General features: G+C 51.0%; 19 protein-coding genes and 1 pseudogene. 6 read left to right on the top strand and 14 right to left on the bottom strand.

The window, feature by feature from the left end:
- Positions 1-60 precede the first annotated feature (60 nt).
- The 5 genes and pseudogenes from ACR9EC_RS02335 to infC all read right to left on the bottom strand — a co-directional run bounded on the left by ACR9EC_RS02335 (position 61) and on the right by infC (position 4,125).
- Positions 61-1,461, bottom strand: a complete 1,401-nt coding sequence (locus tag ACR9EC_RS02335) for an amino acid permease (protein ID WP_435299914.1) — start codon at positions 1,459-1,461, stop codon at positions 61-63.
- Between the two features lie 87 nt (positions 1,462-1,548).
- Positions 1,549-2,397 (bottom strand): TrmH family RNA methyltransferase, encoded by an 849-nt coding sequence (locus ACR9EC_RS02330; protein ID WP_435299913.1) that lies wholly within the window; start codon positions 2,395-2,397, stop codon positions 1,549-1,551.
- A 70-nt stretch (positions 2,398-2,467) separates the two neighbouring features.
- Entirely contained in the window at positions 2,468-2,854 is a 387-nt protein-coding gene (gene rplT, locus ACR9EC_RS02325) for a 50S ribosomal protein L20 (protein WP_435299912.1), read from the bottom strand.
- Positions 2,855-2,932: 78 nt separating this feature from the next.
- Positions 2,933-3,115, bottom strand: a pseudogene (gene rpmI / locus ACR9EC_RS02320) (50S ribosomal protein L35); the annotation flags it as partial.
- 107 nt (positions 3,116-3,222) lie between these two features.
- On the bottom strand, positions 3,223-4,125 hold the full coding sequence (infC, locus tag ACR9EC_RS02315; protein WP_435299911.1) for a translation initiation factor IF-3: 903 nt from the start codon (positions 4,123-4,125) through the stop codon (positions 3,223-3,225).
- Between the two features lie 238 nt (positions 4,126-4,363).
- On the opposite strand from infC, the gene ACR9EC_RS02310 reads away from it, so the two are divergent.
- The 5 genes from ACR9EC_RS02310 to ACR9EC_RS02290 all read left to right on the top strand — a co-directional run bounded on the left by ACR9EC_RS02310 (position 4,364) and on the right by ACR9EC_RS02290 (position 8,311).
- A complete protein-coding gene (locus tag ACR9EC_RS02310) occupies positions 4,364-4,822 on the top strand; it encodes a Fur family transcriptional regulator (protein WP_435299910.1) in 459 nt (152 codons plus the stop codon).
- 111 nt (positions 4,823-4,933) lie between these two features.
- On the top strand, positions 4,934-6,382 hold the full coding sequence (locus ACR9EC_RS02305) for a catalase (RefSeq protein WP_435299909.1): 1,449 nt from the start codon (positions 4,934-4,936) through the stop codon (positions 6,380-6,382).
- Between the two features lie 119 nt (positions 6,383-6,501).
- Positions 6,502-6,885: a DUF1844 domain-containing protein gene (locus tag ACR9EC_RS02300; protein WP_435299908.1), complete on the top strand. Its 384-nt coding sequence runs from the start codon at positions 6,502-6,504 to the stop codon at positions 6,883-6,885.
- The gene (locus tag ACR9EC_RS02295; protein WP_435299907.1) at positions 6,882-7,553 is read left to right on the top strand and encodes a hypothetical protein; all 672 of its coding nucleotides are present in this window, start codon (positions 6,882-6,884) and stop codon (positions 7,551-7,553) included. The genes ACR9EC_RS02300 and ACR9EC_RS02295 overlap by 4 nt, the downstream gene beginning before the upstream one ends.
- A 2-nt stretch (positions 7,554-7,555) precedes the next feature.
- On the top strand, positions 7,556-8,311 hold the full coding sequence (locus ACR9EC_RS02290; RefSeq protein ID WP_435299906.1) for a S1 family peptidase: 756 nt from the start codon (positions 7,556-7,558) through the stop codon (positions 8,309-8,311).
- 7 nt (positions 8,312-8,318) lie between these two features.
- Here the strand turns inward: ACR9EC_RS02290 and ACR9EC_RS02285 are convergent, their stop codons facing one another.
- From ACR9EC_RS02285 to ACR9EC_RS02260, 6 genes are read right to left on the bottom strand one after another with little or no spacing between them, the layout of a single operon-like run.
- A complete protein-coding gene (locus ACR9EC_RS02285) occupies positions 8,319-9,041 on the bottom strand; it encodes an SseB family protein (RefSeq protein ID WP_435299905.1) in 723 nt (240 codons plus the stop codon).
- Complete coding sequence (gene priA, locus ACR9EC_RS02280; protein ID WP_435299904.1) at positions 9,038-9,769, bottom strand: bifunctional 1-(5-phosphoribosyl)-5-((5-phosphoribosylamino)methylideneamino)imidazole-4-carboxamide isomerase/phosphoribosylanthranilate isomerase PriA; 732 nt, start codon at positions 9,767-9,769, stop codon at positions 9,038-9,040. Before priA ends, ACR9EC_RS02285 begins: the two co-directional genes overlap by 4 nt.
- A 40-nt stretch (positions 9,770-9,809) precedes the next feature.
- Complete coding sequence (hisH, locus tag ACR9EC_RS02275) at positions 9,810-10,448, bottom strand: imidazole glycerol phosphate synthase subunit HisH (protein ID WP_435299903.1); 639 nt, start codon at positions 10,446-10,448, stop codon at positions 9,810-9,812.
- The gene (locus tag ACR9EC_RS02270; RefSeq protein WP_435299902.1) at positions 10,448-10,906 is read right to left on the bottom strand and encodes a hypothetical protein; all 459 of its coding nucleotides are present in this window, start codon (positions 10,904-10,906) and stop codon (positions 10,448-10,450) included. The genes hisH and ACR9EC_RS02270 overlap by 1 nt, the downstream gene beginning before the upstream one ends.
- Positions 10,903-11,517: an imidazoleglycerol-phosphate dehydratase HisB gene (gene hisB / locus ACR9EC_RS02265; RefSeq protein ID WP_435299901.1), complete on the bottom strand. Its 615-nt coding sequence runs from the start codon at positions 11,515-11,517 to the stop codon at positions 10,903-10,905. Before hisB ends, ACR9EC_RS02270 begins: the two co-directional genes overlap by 4 nt.
- Positions 11,514-12,662 (bottom strand): histidinol-phosphate transaminase, encoded by a 1,149-nt coding sequence (locus ACR9EC_RS02260; protein ID WP_435299900.1) that lies wholly within the window; start codon positions 12,660-12,662, stop codon positions 11,514-11,516. The genes hisB and ACR9EC_RS02260 overlap by 4 nt, the downstream gene beginning before the upstream one ends.
- A gap of 134 nt (positions 12,663-12,796) precedes the next feature.
- On the opposite strand from ACR9EC_RS02260, the gene ACR9EC_RS02255 reads away from it, so the two are divergent.
- A complete protein-coding gene (locus tag ACR9EC_RS02255; RefSeq protein ID WP_435299899.1) occupies positions 12,797-15,268 on the top strand; it encodes a RecQ family ATP-dependent DNA helicase in 2,472 nt (823 codons plus the stop codon).
- A 33-nt stretch (positions 15,269-15,301) separates the two neighbouring features.
- Here ACR9EC_RS02255 and ACR9EC_RS02250 read toward each other — a convergent pair whose 3' ends face one another.
- From ACR9EC_RS02250 to ACR9EC_RS02240, 3 genes are all read right to left on the bottom strand, one after another.
- Positions 15,302-16,294: a LacI family DNA-binding transcriptional regulator gene (locus ACR9EC_RS02250; RefSeq protein WP_435299898.1), complete on the bottom strand. Its 993-nt coding sequence runs from the start codon at positions 16,292-16,294 to the stop codon at positions 15,302-15,304.
- Positions 16,295-16,385: 91 nt separating this feature from the next.
- Positions 16,386-17,714 carry a histidinol dehydrogenase gene (hisD, locus tag ACR9EC_RS02245; protein WP_435299897.1) on the bottom strand — a complete coding sequence of 443 codons (1,329 nt, stop codon included), beginning with the start codon at positions 17,712-17,714 and terminating at the stop codon, positions 16,386-16,388.
- A gap of 98 nt (positions 17,715-17,812) precedes the next feature.
- Positions 17,813-19,033 (bottom strand): MFS transporter, encoded by a 1,221-nt coding sequence (locus tag ACR9EC_RS02240; RefSeq protein WP_435299896.1) that lies wholly within the window; start codon positions 19,031-19,033, stop codon positions 17,813-17,815.
- Positions 19,034-19,083: the final 50 nt, after the last annotated feature.

The following is a 19,083-nucleotide window of genomic DNA, read 5'->3' as shown; positions in this document are numbered from 1 at the left end:
AGACGAGTAAAGCATCAGCACAGGATAAGAGCCATCAGATGAGAGAAAACATGATTTTCTTCATTGTTTTTGACCGTTCGCAGGGGCTTCTAGGCCATCTTGTGGTGTTGTTCCCTTAGTGAAGATTCGTCGGACAAAATAAACCACCACGACAGTACAAAAGATCGCTACGCCAAACAGCAAATTTTTTCTGCCGACGTCATCAAAGAGCATGAGTATGCCAAACCCAACGAGCATGAACATAACAAAGATACCTAGCCATGGATGCAGCCAGGTTCGCATATGTAGTTTCCCGTCCCGCTCAAAAGTTTTTCGTAAACGGATTTGCGCTAAGGCAATGAAAAACCAAATGATGAGCAAACATGCGCCTACTGCATCCAGTAGCGTCACCATCACTGTTCCACTTGAGTCAAGAGTGTGTGCGATGACGGCAACATACGAAAAAAATACAGAAATCAGCACTGCAATAAGAGGAACATTTCGACCAGAGACTTTCATCAGTGCTTTCGGTCCCACACCACGTTCAGACAACGAGTATGCCATGCGTGAGGTCGCATAAATTTGGGCGTTGAACGCGGAAAGCAAAGCGACAACGATGACCCCCTCCATGATCCCTGAAGCTCCTGGAATATGTGCAACATTGAGTACTGCAACAAATGATCCTTCAGCAAGATCAGGATCGTTCCAAGGCAGCACCATAAGCATGACGAGCACGGAACCAACATAAAAAACAAGTATTCGCCACATTATTGAGGCTGTTGCACGTTTTATAGAGTCTTGCGGGTTTGTTGCTTCTGCAGCAGCAATGGTGATGATCTCGATTCCGCCGAAGGCAAACATGACCGCTAATAATCCTGCAGCAACCCCAGAAGCACCTGTGGGGAAGAATCCGCCAGGCCCTTCAATTAGCCGTGATAGGCCCATCCCGTCAGGTCCTGAAATGATACCCGCGATAAGTAACACCCCAACGACAAGGAAAGCAATAATCGCTAAGACCTTAATCAAAGCGAACCAAAATTCCATCTCGCCGAACTGTTTAACCCCAAACAGGTTAATGACGGTGAACAGCGCAATCAATGTTGATGCAATAATCCACGGAGAAATGCTAGGGGCCCATGTCGAGATGATTGTTGTGGCAGCGAGTATTTCAACGCCAAGCACCATGATGAGCATGAACCAGTAGGTCCAGCCGATTGCAAACCCCGCCCAGTTTCCTATGCCTTTTTCTGCATATGTTGAAAATGCTCCAGACGAGGGCATCGCTGCCGCCATTTCACCGAGCAGTGACATGACAATAACAACGACAAGCCCTGCAATTGCGTATGAGATCAGAACTGCTGGCCCAGCTGCAGATATTGCTTTTCCAGTTCCAACAAATAAACCTGCACCTATTGCAGAACCAAGCCCCATCATGGTCAAGTGGCGAACTTTTAAACCATGAGATAAATGAGCATCAGCCATGTTGCTGCTCCAACTATCGTGTGCGTTGTATGTGGTTAGTTATTGTCCACGATGACAGATAGCAAGAATTTGGGCTATTCGAATGTGTCAACGTTGTGCGCGTGATGTTGCATAGAGACAAACAGTTGCTGCGGTTGCAACGTTTAATGACTCTGCTTTTCCGCGCAAAGGTACACGCACTGACGCGTCGGCTAATTCTTTCTCCTGTGCACTCAGTCCTGCTGCTTCATTTCCGAAAAGCCACGCTGTAGGAGCAGATAGGTTGGGCGCATCTGGTTCGTCTGCGTTATCAGTAAGTGCATGTGCGATGTCGAGCAGATCGTCCAGATCGTGTGTTCCATATCCGTCTGCGGCAAGAAGTTGTATTCCCGCAGCTTTCAGCGCCTGTGCTGTTTCTTCAATGGAAGCGTTGGTAATCACGGAGAGGTGAAATAAGGAACCTGCAGTTGATCGAACAACTTTAGGATTGAACACGTCAACGCTGTCTTCAGTAAGGATGACGAGATCTGCGCCAGCTGCGTCGGCGGCACGAATCATCGTTCCAGCATTTCCTGGATCACGAACCTGGCATAGCACTGCGACGGAACGAACAGTTCGCAGATATTCAGGAGTTAGATGCGTGAGTGCTGTTTCCGGTGTGCGCACTACAGCTAGCATTCCCTGCGCGTCCGTACTCATCGCGTGCAGGACTTCAGGTGTGCATGTGTGCACGAAGAGGCCATGGCGTCGAGCAGCAGAAAAAATATCTGGATAACGATCTTCTGCTGCTTCGGTGACGTAAATGTCGCGAATGCTTTCAGCAGCGTGATTGACTGCTTCGCGCACGCCTTGCGGCCCCTCTACAAGGTATTGCCCGTAACGTATACGAGAAGAACGCCCAGCTAACGCTCGAACTGTCTTTACTCGATCACTGCGAGGGTTAGTCAGTTCGGTCATGCTGGGCGTCCTTCTAGTAGTGAAGAGCCTTCAGTATTTACATGTGTGAAGGCGATTCCTGAAACAGAAATCAGGCAACTTCTTTTGGAGCGTTTACGTCAGCTGGAAGTGCAGCCTTTGCAACGCCAACAAGAGTGTTGAAGGTAGCAACATCGTTTACTGCGAGCTCTGCAAGAACACGACGGTCAACCTCTACACCAGCGGCCTTGAGACCTTGGATGAAACGGTTGTATGTGATGCCTTCAGCACGGGCTGCAGCGTTGATACGCTGGATCCAGAGCTTACGGAAGTCACCCTTGCGCTTCTTGCGGTCGCGGTAGTTGTATACGAATGAGTGGGTTACCTGCTCTTTTGCCTTACGGTAAAGGCGGGAACGTTGTCCGCGGTAACCAGATGCAAGTTCGAGCGTTGTACGACGCTTCTTCTGGGCGTTAACCGCCCGCTTCACGCGTGCCACGTGTTGCTCCTTTGTGTCTTAAAAATTTTGTGGGGTAATCAGCCGCACTGATGTGCAGGCATGCAGGTCACTTGCCGAGAGCTTTTTGATCTTCTTAGCGTCAGCAGCGCTGACTACCTGGTCAGCGGAGAGGCGACGGGTGCGGGTTGAAGACTTGTGCTCAAGTAGGTGACGCTTGTTCGCCTGCTCACGCATAACCTTGCCGCTACCGGTGATACGGAAACGCTTCTTAGCTCCGGAGTGTGTCTTGTTCTTCGGCATGGCTGCCGTTTCTCCTTGCTTTAGGTCACCACCAGTTGAGGCGGTAACGGTGTACGGACTGAAGTCTGTTGGACAACAGCTGCGCCGGGTAGCCCGACGAGGTTCGCTTACTCGCTCTTAGAAGCGGGCTTCGCGGAAGTCTTTTTAGCTGCTGGTTTAGCAGCTGGTTTTGGCGTTGCAGGCTTTGCTGCTGCTGGTTTAGCCGCTGCTTTAGGCTTCGCAGGTGTAGCAGGTTTTGGTGCTGCTGTTTCTTCTGCTGGCACCTCAACTACTACTGGTTCTGCAGCCTCAACCTGAACTGATTCTGCTGGTTCAGACTGTTCTACGCGCTCAGCTGCAGCAGCTTGTCGCTGCTGTTGACGCTCTGCACGTGAAGGCTTAGCGTCGTCGCGACGTCTACGCTGCTCGCTCTTTGCTTCTGCCTTTTTCTTGACTGGACCGAGCACCATGATCATGTTTCGACCATCTTGCTTCGGCGAGCTTTCGATGAAAGCGAGGTCTGAGACGTCTTCGGCAAGGCGCTGCAGTAGACGGATTCCCATTTCTGGGCGGGATTGTTCACGTCCACGGAACATGATCATGACCTTGACCTTGTCACCAGCACTCAAGAAGCGCTCTACGTGGCCCTTCTTGGTTTGGTAGTCGTGGTCGTCGATCTTGAGGCGGAAACGGATTTCCTTAAGCACTGTGTTTGCTTGGTTACGGCGTGCTTCACGAGCCTTCATGTCAGACTCGTATTTGAACTTTCCGTAATCCATAAGTTTGCACACTGGTGGGCGTGCATCCGGTGCGACCTCAACGAGGTCGAGGTCTGCTTCTTGAGCTAGGCTCAATGCAACCTCAAGGCGGACAACACCGACCTGTTCCCCGGACGGCCCGACGAGTCGAACCTCGGGAACGCGGATTCGATCGTTGATACGCGGCTCGCTGATGTGAAGCTCCTCAGTTAAACGTTGGTGAGACCCCGAGAAATGAGAATGGCCCCCATCTCTTGGCAGAGCGGAGGCCACACATGATCTGAGCACGCAAAAGCATGGCAGTTTTATATAACTGCAGTATCAGAACCGTTTACCTGGCCTCTGCATTCACTGCGAAACTCAGGTGGGAATCTCCACTTGCTACCTGCCCTACACGTGGCAGTTCAGGTCGGTCAGTTACCCACTGTACCACAGCGAAGCTTGTCGAAGACATCGCCGCCGTGTGAGGTGTGCAACCGCAATCACCTCTTAACTGGAACGTTTCCTAAACTTGAATAATTCCAGTTTAGATGTTTTGATGGGTGTCATGAACGGAAAAGAAGCCAGCACCCTTCTTCGCGAACATGGATTGCGAGTCACCGCGATTCGTTGTGCTGTCCTCGAAACACTGAACGAAACTTCGCACATCGGTGCAGATAGAGTCGTGGAATCAGTCCGATCAAAAATCGGTACAGCCTCTGTGCAAGCCGTATACGATGCGCTACACGCACTCGCTCAAGCACGCATCGTTAACTCCATTGAGCCCGCAGGACACCCCGCCCGGTACGAGCTGCGCGTAGGCGACAACCATCACCACCTCATATGTAAAACGTGTGGGCGCATTGAAGATGTCGATTGCGCAGTGGGTCACGCCCCTTGCCTTATCCCCTCACAGCACTACAACTTCACGATCGATACCGCAGAAGTAACCTACTGGGGAATATGCGCGTCTTGTTCCGCGTTGTCCTAAAACCAGCATCACGCATGTTTGGTTACAGCAACACCTATTTATCACAACATTTCATTTGATCTGCTTAGTGCACACCAGCGCTCATCAGCCCCCAGAAGAAAGAAGAGACACGTGACCACACAAAAGTTCACAACAGCTCAAAACGGTTCCCCAGTTGCGAGCGCTCAACACTCACTCACAACTGGGCCAGACGGCATTACCGCACTTCATGACCGCTTTCTTGTAGAAAAACTCGCTGCTTTTAACCGCGAACGCGTGCCCGAGCGTAACCCTCACGCAAAGGGCGGTGGCGCATTTGGAGAATTTGTTGTTACCGAAGACGTATCGGCCTACACCAAGGCAGCGCTTTTCCAGCCTGGTGCACGCTCCGAAACGCTTCTACGTTTTTCCTCTGTAGCAGGTGAGCAAGGCTCTCCCGACACTTGGCGCGACGTACGCGGGTTCGCGCTTCGCTTCTACACCACTGAAGGGAACTTTGATGTTGTAGGTAACAACACCCCTGTTTTCTTTATCCGTGATGCAATCAAGTTCCCAGACTTCATCCACAGCCAAAAGCGCAACGGAAAAGGTCTCCGCGATGCAGATATGCAGTGGGACTTCTGGACCCTCTCCCCTGAATCAGCGCACCAAGTGACCTACCTTATGGGTGACCGTGGGTTGCCGAAGTCTTGGCGCCACATGAACGGGTACGGTTCGCACACCTTCTCGTGGGAAAACGAGTCAGGCGAAAAGTTCTGGGTCAAGTACCACTTCATTTCGCGTCAAGGTGTCGAGAACATTTCCAATGAAGAAGGTGAGCGTCTCGCTGGTTCTGACGCTGACTTCTACCGCCGTGATCTGTTTGAAGCTATCGATCGTGGTGACAACCCAGTTTGGGATGTCAACGTTCAAGTTATGCCTTTTGAAGAGGCAAAGACTTACCGGTTCAACCCGTTTGACCTGACTAAGGTATGGCCGCACGCTGACTACCCGCTCATCAAAGTTGGTGAGTTGACGTTGAACCGCAACCCACGCAACTTCTTTGCAGAGATCGAGCAGGCTGCCTTCTCCCCATCAAACCTTGTACCAGGTACAGGTATCTCACCTGACAAGATGCTCATGGGACGCGTTTTTGCTTACCCTGATGCTCAGCGTTACCGCATCGGTTCCAACTACAACCAGTTACCTGTGAACCAACCGCATGCTGCTGAAGTTTTCAACTATCAGCATGAAGGCAACATGCGCTACCACTTCAACGACTACAACACCCCCGTGCACAACACGAACTCCTTCGGCTACCCAGCCGCAGACGAGGCGCGTGCTGGTGAAGTGAACTGGGAAACCGAAGGCGACATTGTTCGTTCGGCATACACATTGCGTTCTGATGATTCAGATTTCGGGCAGGCTGGCAGCCTTTACCGCGACGTGTTCTCTGACGAACAACGTGCACGTTTCGTGGAAACCTTGACCGGTCAAGGAAACAGCATCACTGTTCCTGAGATCCGTGAGCGTTTCTTCCAGTATTGGACTCAGGTAGATCAAAACCTCGGAGATCAGCTTCGTCAATCTGTAAACGCATGATAATTTGATGCACTTTTTGACATAAGCAGGGAGCGGGATGAACATTCTTCCCGCTCCCTGCTTTGTTTTTTCACAAGAACGATTCTGTATTCACAAGACTTGTTTGGAAGAATAAGACCATGAATTCATCTGACGAGTTGTCATACGAGGTTCCTACAGCTCAACACGACAACGCTCACGACAAAGTTCGCGACATTTCTGAGGTTGCTGCGGTGGAGGTCATTACTACTGCAGCCGTCCATCTCATGAGTGCTGCGGCGGTCAAGTGTGGGCTCGCTGACGAGCCTAACGCGGAAACCCTCAAAGACCTTGATGAGGCTAGAAAACTCATTCACGCCTTAGCAGCTCTTATTACTGCGTCTGCACCCGATATCGGTAACCAGCATGCTCGCTCGTTGCGTGATGGGTTGCGGTCGCTACAGTTGGCGTTCCGCGAGGCTTCTGTGATCCCAGATCCACTCGGTGAGGGCCCAGGCGAGAAATTCACTGGACCAGTCCAGTGACCGTTCCTTTTCCCCCAGATGAGCAGCCACCATCAATACCACCTGCCTCTCAGCACACGGTAAGCACTGCACGTACAAAGCCTCAGCGCACGACGTTGTGGTTAAGCATTGTGGCTCTTGTATTCCTTATCGTTGCCATCTACTGTGCTGTTTTGGCTGGTAGGTGGGCGTCGTACGGCCAAGAGATGGATGCCTCTAACGTTGTGCTTGGTGAAGAAATCTCGCGCACCAGAAGCGATTTATCGTCGGCAAAAGTTTCGCTGAAAACCACACGCGAACAGTTAACAACCGCACAAAAACGCATATCTGAATTGGCTCGAGAAAAAGCTCAAGCCGGTGACGACCGCGAAAACCAAAGAATCCGTGCTGAAGACACTGCCCAGCTTGCTACTCGCGCCTTTGAAGCAAGTGACGCTCTTGGTGAGTGTGTTGCTGTACAAACAGATCTTGTCGAGAGTTTGTCTGATCTGACAACTGCACAATCACAATTGGTGGTCGAACTCGCAAAAAGCCCTGGGGCACGTGATACCACATTGGTCACACAAGAAAACGAACGTGTTGGTGAACTGTCAACGGTGGTACGAGACGCTCAAGAAAAAATAGAACAGACCTGCACTGAAGCAATAAACGATTACAACACGCTTATAACAAAACTTGAGGAATCCTAAACGTGCGTACGCCTTTGCGCTCTGCGATAGCGCTTACTTGCGCGGTGGGGCTCGCCTGTGGTTTAGCTGCATGCGGTGCTGTCCCTGCGATGCCTCCTAGCGCACGAACAGACTACATCCCTGCTGATGCGGAACCAGCAACCATTGAAGAAGCTCAAGGAAACCTCACAAAGTATGGTTTCAGTGAAGCTCAACGCATGGCTGTTCGCGTGCGTAATGTCGGATGTTCAAGTGTCACGCGCGGCACTGGGTTCGCTATCGATTCCCGCACCTTAATCACAAACAAACATGTGGTTGCGGGAACCGAGCAATTACAGCTCAACAGTTTTGATGGGCGTGACATTGCAGTCACTAACTCATCTGTGGCAGCGATCGCTGACCTTGCTTTGGTACGTACCGAAGAAGACCTTGACGCTTTCCCTGTAGTTGCAGAGAAAGACCCAAAAATAGGCGATTCACTCACCATTGTCGGGTATCCCAATGGAGGCGCGTTAACTGTTACTTCTGGAGTGGCACTGGAATATACGGAAGATCCCCTCAACGAAAACCTTGGTGAAGTTCTTCTCTCTGATGCGCCTGTCGAGTTTGGCTCTTCTGGGTCTGCTGTTCTTGACGACGAGGGACGTCTTGTCGGCGTGGTCTACGCCAAGAACTCACAAAACCACAGTTACATCATTCCGCTGTCAACTCTCGAAGACATTCTTACCCAAGACAAAGGATTCCAACCACAAAAAGCAGCAACATGTGACAATCGTTAAACGTCGGCTAAGCACGCCCAACTCGGAGCTCTAACGAATCTACGCGCTCAGACACAAGCGTGCTTGCCGCCAAAGCTGCATTGACGTGCTGTAAAACTTCGTTCAGTTGTGCCCGCGACAACCCAGGATTGATCCCTAACGTCACGGCCACTTCTGCGCTGCGTCCAGGCTCTGTTCCAACCCGCACGATGTGTTCAATCGGCGATACGCGTTCAACAATGTCAGCGGTTATGTCACTGTGCACGGTTTTATCAGAGAGAACCGCTGGCTCCCATTTTTTCTGTTGCGCAATAGCCCATACCGCGGGACGAGGAACGAGCACACTGTTGTCACTGCCCGGATCAACAATAAGTAGCGCCCAGTCTTCCGAGACAGCTGATAAAGCAGCGCGCACAGCGTCGACAGGTACGGGGCGCGCATCTGTACGCCAACGGTTCATTGACGCAACGGAAGAAAAAACTGGCAGTGCTTTTCGGCCGTCGGGGGCCTCTAACGCAACGATCCCCGCTGATGCTTCTTTATCGTAAACATGCCCGTCTTCAGTAACACCCTCTTTATCGAGTGACGCAAGTACCGGAACAAGCACTCGAACCTCAGCTAAACGCGCAACAACCTCAGATAGAGACACAGTTCCGGTAGTGTATCCGGTCATCAACTCGTGTAAACGTGTATCTGCAGATCCGTCATCCCCAGAAAACGCAGAACCTGGAGGGAGGTCTTTTCCTGTCATAGCCGTCCTACGATATCGAGTGCTTGCGGGAGCGTGAAAGCACCGGTATATAAAGCTTTTCCAATAATGGCGCCTTCTAGCCCCTCTGTAACAAGAGTGTTCAACGCAATAATGTCGTCAAGGTTGGAAATCCCACCTGATGCCACAACTGGTGCTTGAGTACGTGAGCACACCTCACGCAAGAGAGAAACATTAGGGCCTTGTAGTGTGCCGTCTTTTGTTACATCCGTGACAACATAGCGAGAGCAGCCTGCAGCATCAAGCCGTTCCAAGACTTCCCACAGGTCTCCGCCTTCTTTCGTCCACCCACGAGCAGCTAAAGTTGTGCCTCGCACATCCAAGCCGACAGCAATTTTGTCACCGTACGAGTCGATAACTCGAGCAGTCCAGGCAGGGTTTTCTATAGCGGCTGTTCCCAAATTAACTCGAGTGCATCCTGTTGCGAGAGCCTTTTCTAGTGACTCGTCGTCACGGATGCCACCCGTCAGCTCGACTTTGATATCGAGTTTTCCAACAACCGTTGCCAATAACTCTGCGTTGCTACCTCGTCCAAAAGCAGCATCTAAATCGACGAGGTGAAGCCATTCTGCTCCCCCGGCTTGCCACTCTAAAGCAGCAGTCAACGGGTCACCATACGAGGTTTCTGAGCCTGCTTCGCCTTGTACCAGACGCACAGCTTCACCATTGACAACATCCACTGCTGGTAAAAGTTCTAAACGTTGAGTCATTATTTTTCCTTATTCACAAAATAAGCTGCCTGGAACTCGCTTACAACGAGTTCATCCAGTTACGTAAAAGTTGTGCACCCGCATCAGCAGATTTTTCTGGATGGAACTGGGTTGCAGAAAGTGGCCCATTCTCAACGGCGGCCACAAATGGTGTTCCATGCGTAGCCCACGTCACCTTAGGCGGAGTAAAAGCAGTATCTTCTGGCTCGTCTGTACCTAACGTAAAAGTTTGCGCCCCATAGGAGTGCACAAAATAGAAACGTTGGTCTTCGATACCGGCGAAAAGCGTACTGCCGGTAGGCACATCAACAGTGTTCCAGCCCATGTGTGGAATAACGGGTGCTTGTAAACGTTCAACAGTTCCTGGCCATTGGCCGAGTCCTTCTGTCCGCACACCGTGCTCTAGGCCTTCATCAAACATCACTTGCATGCCGACGCAAATACCCAGTACAGGCCGTCCTCCAGCTAAGCGACGCTCAATGATGCGTGGTGCACCAACTTTATGTAAACCAGCCATGACAGCACCAAAAGCGCCAACACCAGGAACGACTAACCCGTCTGCTTCTGCGGCAATCCGAGAGTCAGAGCTCAAAATGACGTCTGCTCCCACATGCTCTAATGCCCGCACAGCAGAACGAACGTTCCCAAAGCCATAATCTAAAACGCACACTCGAGTCATTACTGCGCCTTAGCTTTGTATTGGCGTGCTGTGGCTGCAAGGATACGCATTGCTTTAAATCGACTAATTTTTGCAGAATCCAACGAACCCTCAAGTGATTCAGGCTCGACGACCCCAAAGAGAACATCTTCAAGTTCATGAGGTGCGCCATCCAACACGAGCGCAGGAGGCAACGTTCCTTCTTCAACACCGCCTTGCCATTGCGTGGCGGTCATCTGACCTTGCGTACTTTGAATCAAAATAGCTGGAACAGTCTTCACCAACGACGAAACTGCTTTCGCTAAATGCGCTGTAGCTGCAGGGCTCACATCATGCGCAACCGCATAAGCGCCAATGGGTGACGGCACAATCGTGGCTTTAACTTTGTTTAAAGCACAGGTTGCTGCGAGCGCTTGAGCGGTTGCAACTTGAGTGAGAAGAACTGCTACGGTCTTTGGCGCAGTTTCATCCTGGCTCATAGCGCTCCCTTTGTTGATGGAATTCCTTGTACGCGTGGGTCTGGTTGCACTGCGGTACGTAGTGCGCGTGCTAAAGCTTTAAATTGGGCTTCAACAATGTGGTGAGGATCGCGTCCGCCAAGAACACGCATGTGAATACAAATACCTGCATGTAGTGCGATGGATTCAAGCACGTGGCGAGTCAGCGAACCAGTAAAGTGCCCACCGATGAGGTGGAATTCTTGTCCGGCAGGTTCACCTTCATGGACACAATAGGGGCGTCCCGACACGTCTACTACGGCTTGGGCAAGAGCTTCATCTAACGGCACGAGGGCATCACCGAAACGTGCGATGCCTGCTTTGTCTCCGAGTGCAAGGCGCAAACATTCGCCAATAACGATTGCAGTGTCTTCAACGGTGTGGTGCGCATCAATGTGGGTGTCCCCTGTTGCGCGAACGGTCAGGTCAATTAAGGAGTGCTTACCTAATGCAGTCAGCATATGGTCGTAAAAGGGAACTGTCGTTGAGATATCAGTCTTTCCAGTGCCATCCAAGTTCAACTCAACGATGACGGATGATTCTGAAGTTACTCGTTCAATGCGGGCAACTCGAGCATTTTCTATAGTGCTCATTGACTTAACTCCTTGACTAGTGCGCTCTTAAACGCTGTCATTTCTTCTGGCGTCCCCACGGTGACTCGCAGCCAACCTTCAGGTCCACTCTCGCGTACTAAAACACCGTGCGAAAGCAACGCAGACCACAACGCATGACGGTCATCGAACTTTCCAAAAAATACAAAGTTTGCATCAGAATCTGAAACAATCAAACTTTTGTTTTGATAAGACTGTTCGCGCAGCCAACGCACAAGTTCATCGCGCTCTTGACGTATTTGATCAACTTTACCCAGCAAAACATTTGAATGTGCAAGTGCGGCACGCGCGACTGCTTGTGTCACTGATGACAGGTGATAGGGCAAACGCACAACACGCAGTGCGTCGACGAACTCTCGTGATGCAGCAAGATAGCCTAATCGTCCGCCGGCCAAAGCAAAAGCTTTTGACATTGTTCGTGTTACAGCCACGTTAGGGTATGTCGCAAGCAGTTCAAGAGCTGAAGGGGTTCCTGCACGTCGAAATTCAGCATATGCTTCATCAACAATCACAAGTGCTGGTGCACCATCAATAGACACGCGAAGCGCAGCATCAGCGATTGTTTTGATCTCTGCAAGAGTCAGCGCTGTGCCTGTGGGATTGTTGGGGCTGGTCAGGAAAATAACGGCCGGCTGCAGTTCTTCAATCGTGGCAGTAGCGTGTTCGAGGTCAAGCGTAAAGTCATCGTTGCGTTGGACTTCAGCCCATTGAGTAAGTGTGTTTCTCGCATATTCGCTGTACATCGCATACGTGGGGGTAAACCCCAACGCTGTGCGCCCTGGACCGCCGAACGCCTGCAAAATATGTGACATTACTTCATTCGAGCCGTTGGCGGCCCATATATTTTCCGCTGCCAACGTAACGTTCGATTCGTGTGCCAAGAAATCGGCAAGATCAGTACGCAAGTCGAGAAAATCGCGGTCCGGGTAACGGTTCAAACCCGTTGCTGCTTGAGTAACTTCATGCACAATCGATGCAACCACTTCCGGTGGTGGTGCATACGGGTTTTCGTTGGTGTTCAACAAATACGGAACATCCAGTTGAGGCGCCCCATACGGAGATTGACCACGGATTCCTTGCCGCACAGGCAAGCCTACTGATTGTGCGTGAGGGTTGGTTGAAGTCACCTTAATATTCTAAGTTGTCAACACTTTCTAACTCATCTTCGTCCACGTGCTGGTTTCACCAACATTTCACCGATGTGGCAAAAATAAAATGTGGATTACCCAAGTTCGTCAGATTACCCCCTTACCCTTGTTGTATGACGGACCCGCACACTCCTGAATCTGCCGACGACCACACCGAAGGGAACTCTGCAACACCTCATCAGTCAGTCCTCGGCCCAGTGGCCGCCAAAGGACCCAAACGTTTTGCCGCAATCCCTGATTTATCTCAGTTGCCTGCGAGTGCACGTGAACGTATGCGGTCCTTCGTCGACGCCGATTCACAATGGGGGGCGTCAACTACAGACGCACGCAGTTTGTTCTCACCAGCTGAGTTGAGTCCTGAATCGACAGCGCCACCCTCACCAGCCCAGTATCCCGATAATGAACAGGTACACGAAACACATGAAGAGCACATTGACGAGAGTCATGTCTCCGCACCAGAGTCGTTGTATGAGCAAGCAAACGCTGCATTAAAACGTTTAGTTGGCCGCGACGACTCGTCCTTACGAGAGGATCAGTGGAAAGCGATTCACTCACTTGTTGAGGAACGCCGCCGAACTCTTGTCGTGCAACGCACCGGGTGGGGAAAATCTGCTGTTTATTTTGTAGCTACCGCACTGCTGCGTGAACAAGGAGATGGACCAACTGTCATTATTTCTCCGCTCTTAGCTCTTATGCGCGATCAAATCGCTGCAGCGCACCGCGCAGGAATAAAAGCCGTCACCATTAATTCTTCAAACGTTACGCAATGGGATGAGATCCATCAACAAATTCTTGCTGGTGACATCGACGTTTTGCTGTGCTCTCCAGAACGCCTTAATAATCCGCAGTTCCGTGAAACAGTATTGCCTAAATTAGCTCAAGAAGCGGGGCTCATCGTTGTTGATGAAGCACACTGCATTTCGGACTGGGGACATGATTTCCGTCCGGACTACCGACGCATCCGCACCCTTTTACACGAACTGCCTACCGGCATTCCTGTCTTAGCTACTACTGCAACAGCAAATGAGCGTGTGTCTGTCGATATAGCTGAACAACTAGCCGGGCACGACACTCAAGAAGTTGTTGTGCTCAAGGGTTCGTTAGAACGCGACTCCTTACATCTGTCCGTCGTGAAATTAGCAGACGACACACACCATATTCCCTGGCTGATTGACGCGATGAACAATCTTCCAGGCTCTGGAATTATCTACTGCTTAACGGTGAGCGCCGCCCACGAAGTCAGCGAACAGTTACGCAATGCTGGAATTGATGCTGCACCATATACAGGGCAAACTGAACCGGCGGAACGAGAAGAACTTGAACAAGCCCTAAAAAACAATGCGCTCAAAGTACTCGTGGCTACGTCCGCCTTAGGCATGGGATTTGACAAGCCTGATCTCACCTTCGTTATTCATTACGGCGCCCCAAACTCCCCTATCGCCTACTACCAGCAAGTTGGACGTGCTGGACGAGGCGTAGCACAAGCAACAGTCGTACTACTCCCCACACGCGATGATGAGCGCATTTGGGAATATTTTGGTTCTCTTGCTTTCCCCAGCCCCGAACAAGTTTCTGCAGTGCTACATGTTCTAACTACGGCTGCCGAACAAGGTCAAAGTCCCGTGTCTATTCCTGCATTAGAAGCGCATGTCGATTTAAAGCGCTCGCGGCTTGAAATGATGTTGAAGGTGTTAGATGTTGATGGTGCGGTAACACGTGTTTCTGGTGGCTGGGAAGCAACGGGCAATCCGTGGACGTATGACGCGGAAAGATATGAGCGGGTAGCTCGTGCACGTGCCGCTGAACAGCAGTCGATGCTGCAGTATGTGTCTTTCACTGGATGTCGAGTTCAGTATTTACGCAAGCAACTCGACGACCCGTTTTTGCCCACGGATTATCGTTGTGGACGCTGCGATAATTGTGGCGGGGTCTCGCTTCCTGATGTGGTCTCGCATGAAGCGCTTGCGGCAGCACAAAAAAGTGCTTCTCGTCCGGGTATTGCTATTCCTGCGCGAAAAATGTGGCCTACTGGAATGAGTGCGCTGGGTGTCACTTTATCTGGGCGAATCGCTGCTGATGAGATGGCTGAAGAAGGTCGGGCTGTGGCACGCATCGATGCTCTTGGGTGGTCGAATATGTTGCGTGAACTTTTTGATTCGCGCACCCCTGATGCAGAGACTCCCCTGCCCGTACGTACTGCTGTCGCTCAGGTTCTTGATGCGTGGCCAGAAATGGCACATGTTGAAGGGATTGTTGGAATTCGTTCGGATTCTCGCCCGCTTCTTAACCAGCATCTTGCGCAAGGCGTTTCGAGATACATGAAAAAACCGTTCATTGGCACAATAGGTCCGTTATCGTCGGGCGGTGTGCAACGGCACGACATCAATTCTGCTTTGCGTCTTGACGCTGTACTGTCTCGGTTACGTCTAGAACTTTCTGAGCCTGCTTTAAACGGTTTGCCTGGTCGAACGATTCTTTTAGTTGACGATTATTGCGATTCAGGCTGGACGTATACGGTTGCGTCGCGACTCCTCAAACAGGCAGGTGCCGCGACTGTATATCCCTTTGTCTTAGCTCAGTATTAATTGTTGAGCCTAGATTGCGCAGCCTTGCACCGCTTATTGGGTGGGAGGCTGCGCAGTAGATTCGCGTACGTACAGTTCTCCAGCAAACACTTCGTGGTGCACTGCCAAAGTCTTTCCATCGATCATAGTAATTGCGTGTGCTGCAGCGGCGCGGCCAAGTTCGTGCGAGGGCAATTCAACTGAGGTGAGGCTCGGGGAGGAAATCGCCGAGTATGAGAGGTTGTCGAAGGAAGCAATGGACAAGTCTTGTGGAATTGAAAGGCCCAAGTTTTTCGCTGCCTTGATAACTCCATATGCTTGAATATCTGTTGCGCAAATAACGCAGGTTACGCCGTCTTTTTGCCATTGTGGCCATGCTTTAATGAATGCTTGTTCAGCAGCGTTTAAATCAACATATGACATGGCATATTCAGATTTTGATTCGCTTCCACCTGCTGCGTCGATAACTTCCATCAAGGTTTCTCTACGCAGTTTGAATGTGCGTGTTCCGGTCTTTGAATCCAGATATCCGAAGGATGTATGGCCAAGACCGATGAGGTGGTCTCCAAGGAGTCGTGCACACGTATCGATGTCGATGTTTATTGTAGATCCGAATTGCTCAAAGCCAGGCGCATCGATAAGAACCATGGGTGCGTGTCCGCGTAGGTCGTCAACGAATGCTTCGTTTGGCGCAAAAATCAGCAAAGCTGCTGGCCGAAATTCTAGTGAGGCACGGATTTCTTGTGCCCGGGGTAGGTTTCCTTCTCCCGTGACAGATACTAAAAGTTGGTATTTGTCTGACAGAACTTCTTTAATGCCGGCAATGACACCTGCAAAAAACGGGTTTGAAATATCTGGGGTTATGAGGATGACAAGATCGCTTGAACCCTTCGAAAGGGAACTTGCGACCCGGTCAACCACATACCCTAGTTCAGATATTGAATCACGAACTTTTTTGACGTTTGCTGGCGAGACTCGGCCTCTGTATTTGTCGTTGACTACGAGCGATACTGTTGCCACGGATACGCCTGCATGTTTTGCAACCATTGTTGCAGTGACACGACTTGTCTTCCGGTGTCGTAAGAATTCGGGATTCATACTGTAATGCTAGTACGTTACGTACACTACAACCGGACTTTCATTGCGCGAAACGCGCGGTAACTGCTTCCCCATGGGCTGGGAGGTCCTCAGCTTGGGCGAGTGCAACTATTCGTGTCGAAAGTTCATTTAACGCATTTTCGTCATACTCGATCACTTGTATTGCTTTGATGAAGGAGTGAACTCCCAATCCTGACGTGAACGCTGCGCATCCTCCAGTTGGAAGCACATGGTTAGACCCTGCCATGTAGTCCCCTAAAGACACTGGAGAAAATGGTCCAACAAAAATTGCACCAGCGTTAGAGACTTTATCTGCCCATTCACGCGCGTTTTGGGTTTGAATTTCTAAGTGTTCAGCGCCGTATGCGTCTACGACGCGTAGTCCTTGGTCCAAGTCGTCAACAAGCACAATGGCAGACTGCGGCCCTGATAACGCTGTCGCAACTCGTTGCGCATGTTTTGTGTGTGCCGCGACGTCCACGATTCGTGTCGCAACAGCGTCAGCGAGTTCTTGACTGTCAGTAACCAGCACGGACCCTGCATTTGGGTCGTGTTCTGCTTGGCTGATGAGGTCATATACGACGTGGTCTACATGCGCGCTGTCGTCTGCAAGTATTGCGATTTCTGTTGGGCCTGCTTCAGCGTCAATGCCCACTTTTCCTTGCACGATACGTTTTGCGGCAGCCACAAAAACGTTACCGGGCCCGGTGATTACGTTGACGGGTTCGCACAACCATGTGCCGTCTTGTGGTTCGCTTCCGCGCGCACCATATGCCAACATGCCAATCGCTTGGGCGCCGCCGACTGCATATACTTCGGTAATTCCGAGCAATTCACAGGCAGCAAGAATTGTAGGGTGTGGCAAACCGCCATTTTCTTTTTGTGGCGGGCTCGTAACTGCCAACTCTTTTACGCCGGCTTCTTGTGCAGCTACGACGTTCATAACAACAGAAGATGGATAGACGGCCAGCCCGCCAGGCACATACAGCCCTACTCGATTAACTGGCACCCAACGTTGGCGCACAATTGCGCCGGGGGCTAGTTCAACGGAGAAATCTTGGGGTACTTGTGCAGCGTGGACAGCACGTACGCGAAGAATCGCTTCTTCTAAGGCTGCACGCACCTGTACATCGAGTGTTTCGAGCGCTTCGGTAAGGGCTTCGTGTGGCACTCGTAGGTGATGAGGCGTCACACCATCAAATTTTTGTGAGAGTTCACGTAGATGTGCCGCACCATGCGTTTTCACGTTTTCAAGGATTGGAGTAACTATCTTCGTTGCGTCTTCTACGCTTACTTCTGCTCGTGGCAGGGCTTCAAGAAGGTCGCGTGTTGATAGGTCTTGGCCGCGAAAATCAAGTCGTTTCATCACAATGCCAGTGTAGTAGGTATCAACACATACGATGTGGTAGTTCTGCCAACTGGGATGCGTGTACGGGCGGGTTTCCACCCGTACACACATCCAAGAGTTTAGTTTCCTGTATGACGACGGAAAACGTAATGGTTAATGAACCCAACAAGCAGCAGCATGATAGTTGCGGCAAGAGGGACAAGAAGCGCAGCGGATGTGCCCTGCGCATCAACTATGACACCGGTAATAGCGGTGAACGTTGACTGGCCGATGACGATTGCGCTCGACAGTATTGTCATGACGGTTGCGGAGCGCCCGTGTGGTGCCCGAGCAGAACCCAAAGAAAATATTGTGACAAGGCACGGCCCAAGTCCTACGCCTAACCCAACAAGTACAACGGTAATCGCGGGAAGCGTGGTTACATATGGCAAGAACACTGCAGAAAGCACCGAGATTCCAGCAAAGACAAGCCAGCGTGCAGATTGTGTAAAACGTGCAGGGAAGAGCACAACTGCTAACGCAAATACTGCTGAACCGGCACCCATCGCGGCATAAATAATTCCTGAAGATTCGGCAAGACCTAACTCATCCATAAATGATGTGAGCGAGGTGAACATTCCACCGAAAAACATTCCTACGGTGAACATAGCTGCGGCAAGAACCATAATTTTTCCAGAGAAAACTTCTGCCAGTGCTGGTTTCTGCGCATGCTCCTCCCCTGCTGGCTTAACAGCAAAACGTGCAGTTTTGTGTAATGCAAACCCGCTCACAAACACAGCGGTCAAAGCCGCGGCAGCAATAAGCGGCGACCATGGCCCAATCTGTGCGGCAAGAACACCAACAGCCACGGGACCGAAAACGAATACGAGTTCGTCGGCTACAGACTCGACGCTCATAGTGCGGTTGAGTGTTTGAGAGCGCCGTTCAAGTGGAAGCGCAGAGTTAATGGCGTTAAGCAACCGTGCTCGCGACATTGCCGCAAGTTGTGGTGCGCTAGCACCAATAATGAAGGCCGAAGCCATAAGTACGGGTAGGTGCGCATACGTGTATGTGAGGACTGTGAGCCCCACCAACGCGAGTGTGTGAACTGCTGTACATGCAAGCAAAACAATTTTTTGCCCGTATTTATCGGCAGCAACACCTAAAAATGGTCCTGCTATGGCAGTACCGATTCCGACGCTTGCAGAAGTTAAACCTGCGTCTGAAAACGAATCTGTCACTAAAACAACGAGAGTGAACACTCCCACGACAGTCATTGCAAATGGCATGCGCCCCACGAGCGCTAAAAGATAATAATCTTTTCCGACGAGGTCTATCAGACGTGTTGTCGACGTGGACATAATTCAACCGGCCCTTGGTAGGTCCGCAGCACGGCACGGGGGAACGCGTG

Source organism: Timonella sp. A28, from assembly GCF_051200815.1.
Taxonomy (GTDB): Bacteria; Actinomycetota; Actinomycetes; order Actinomycetales; family Cellulomonadaceae; genus Timonella.
This window is presented reverse-complemented; position numbering and strand designations above follow the sequence as displayed.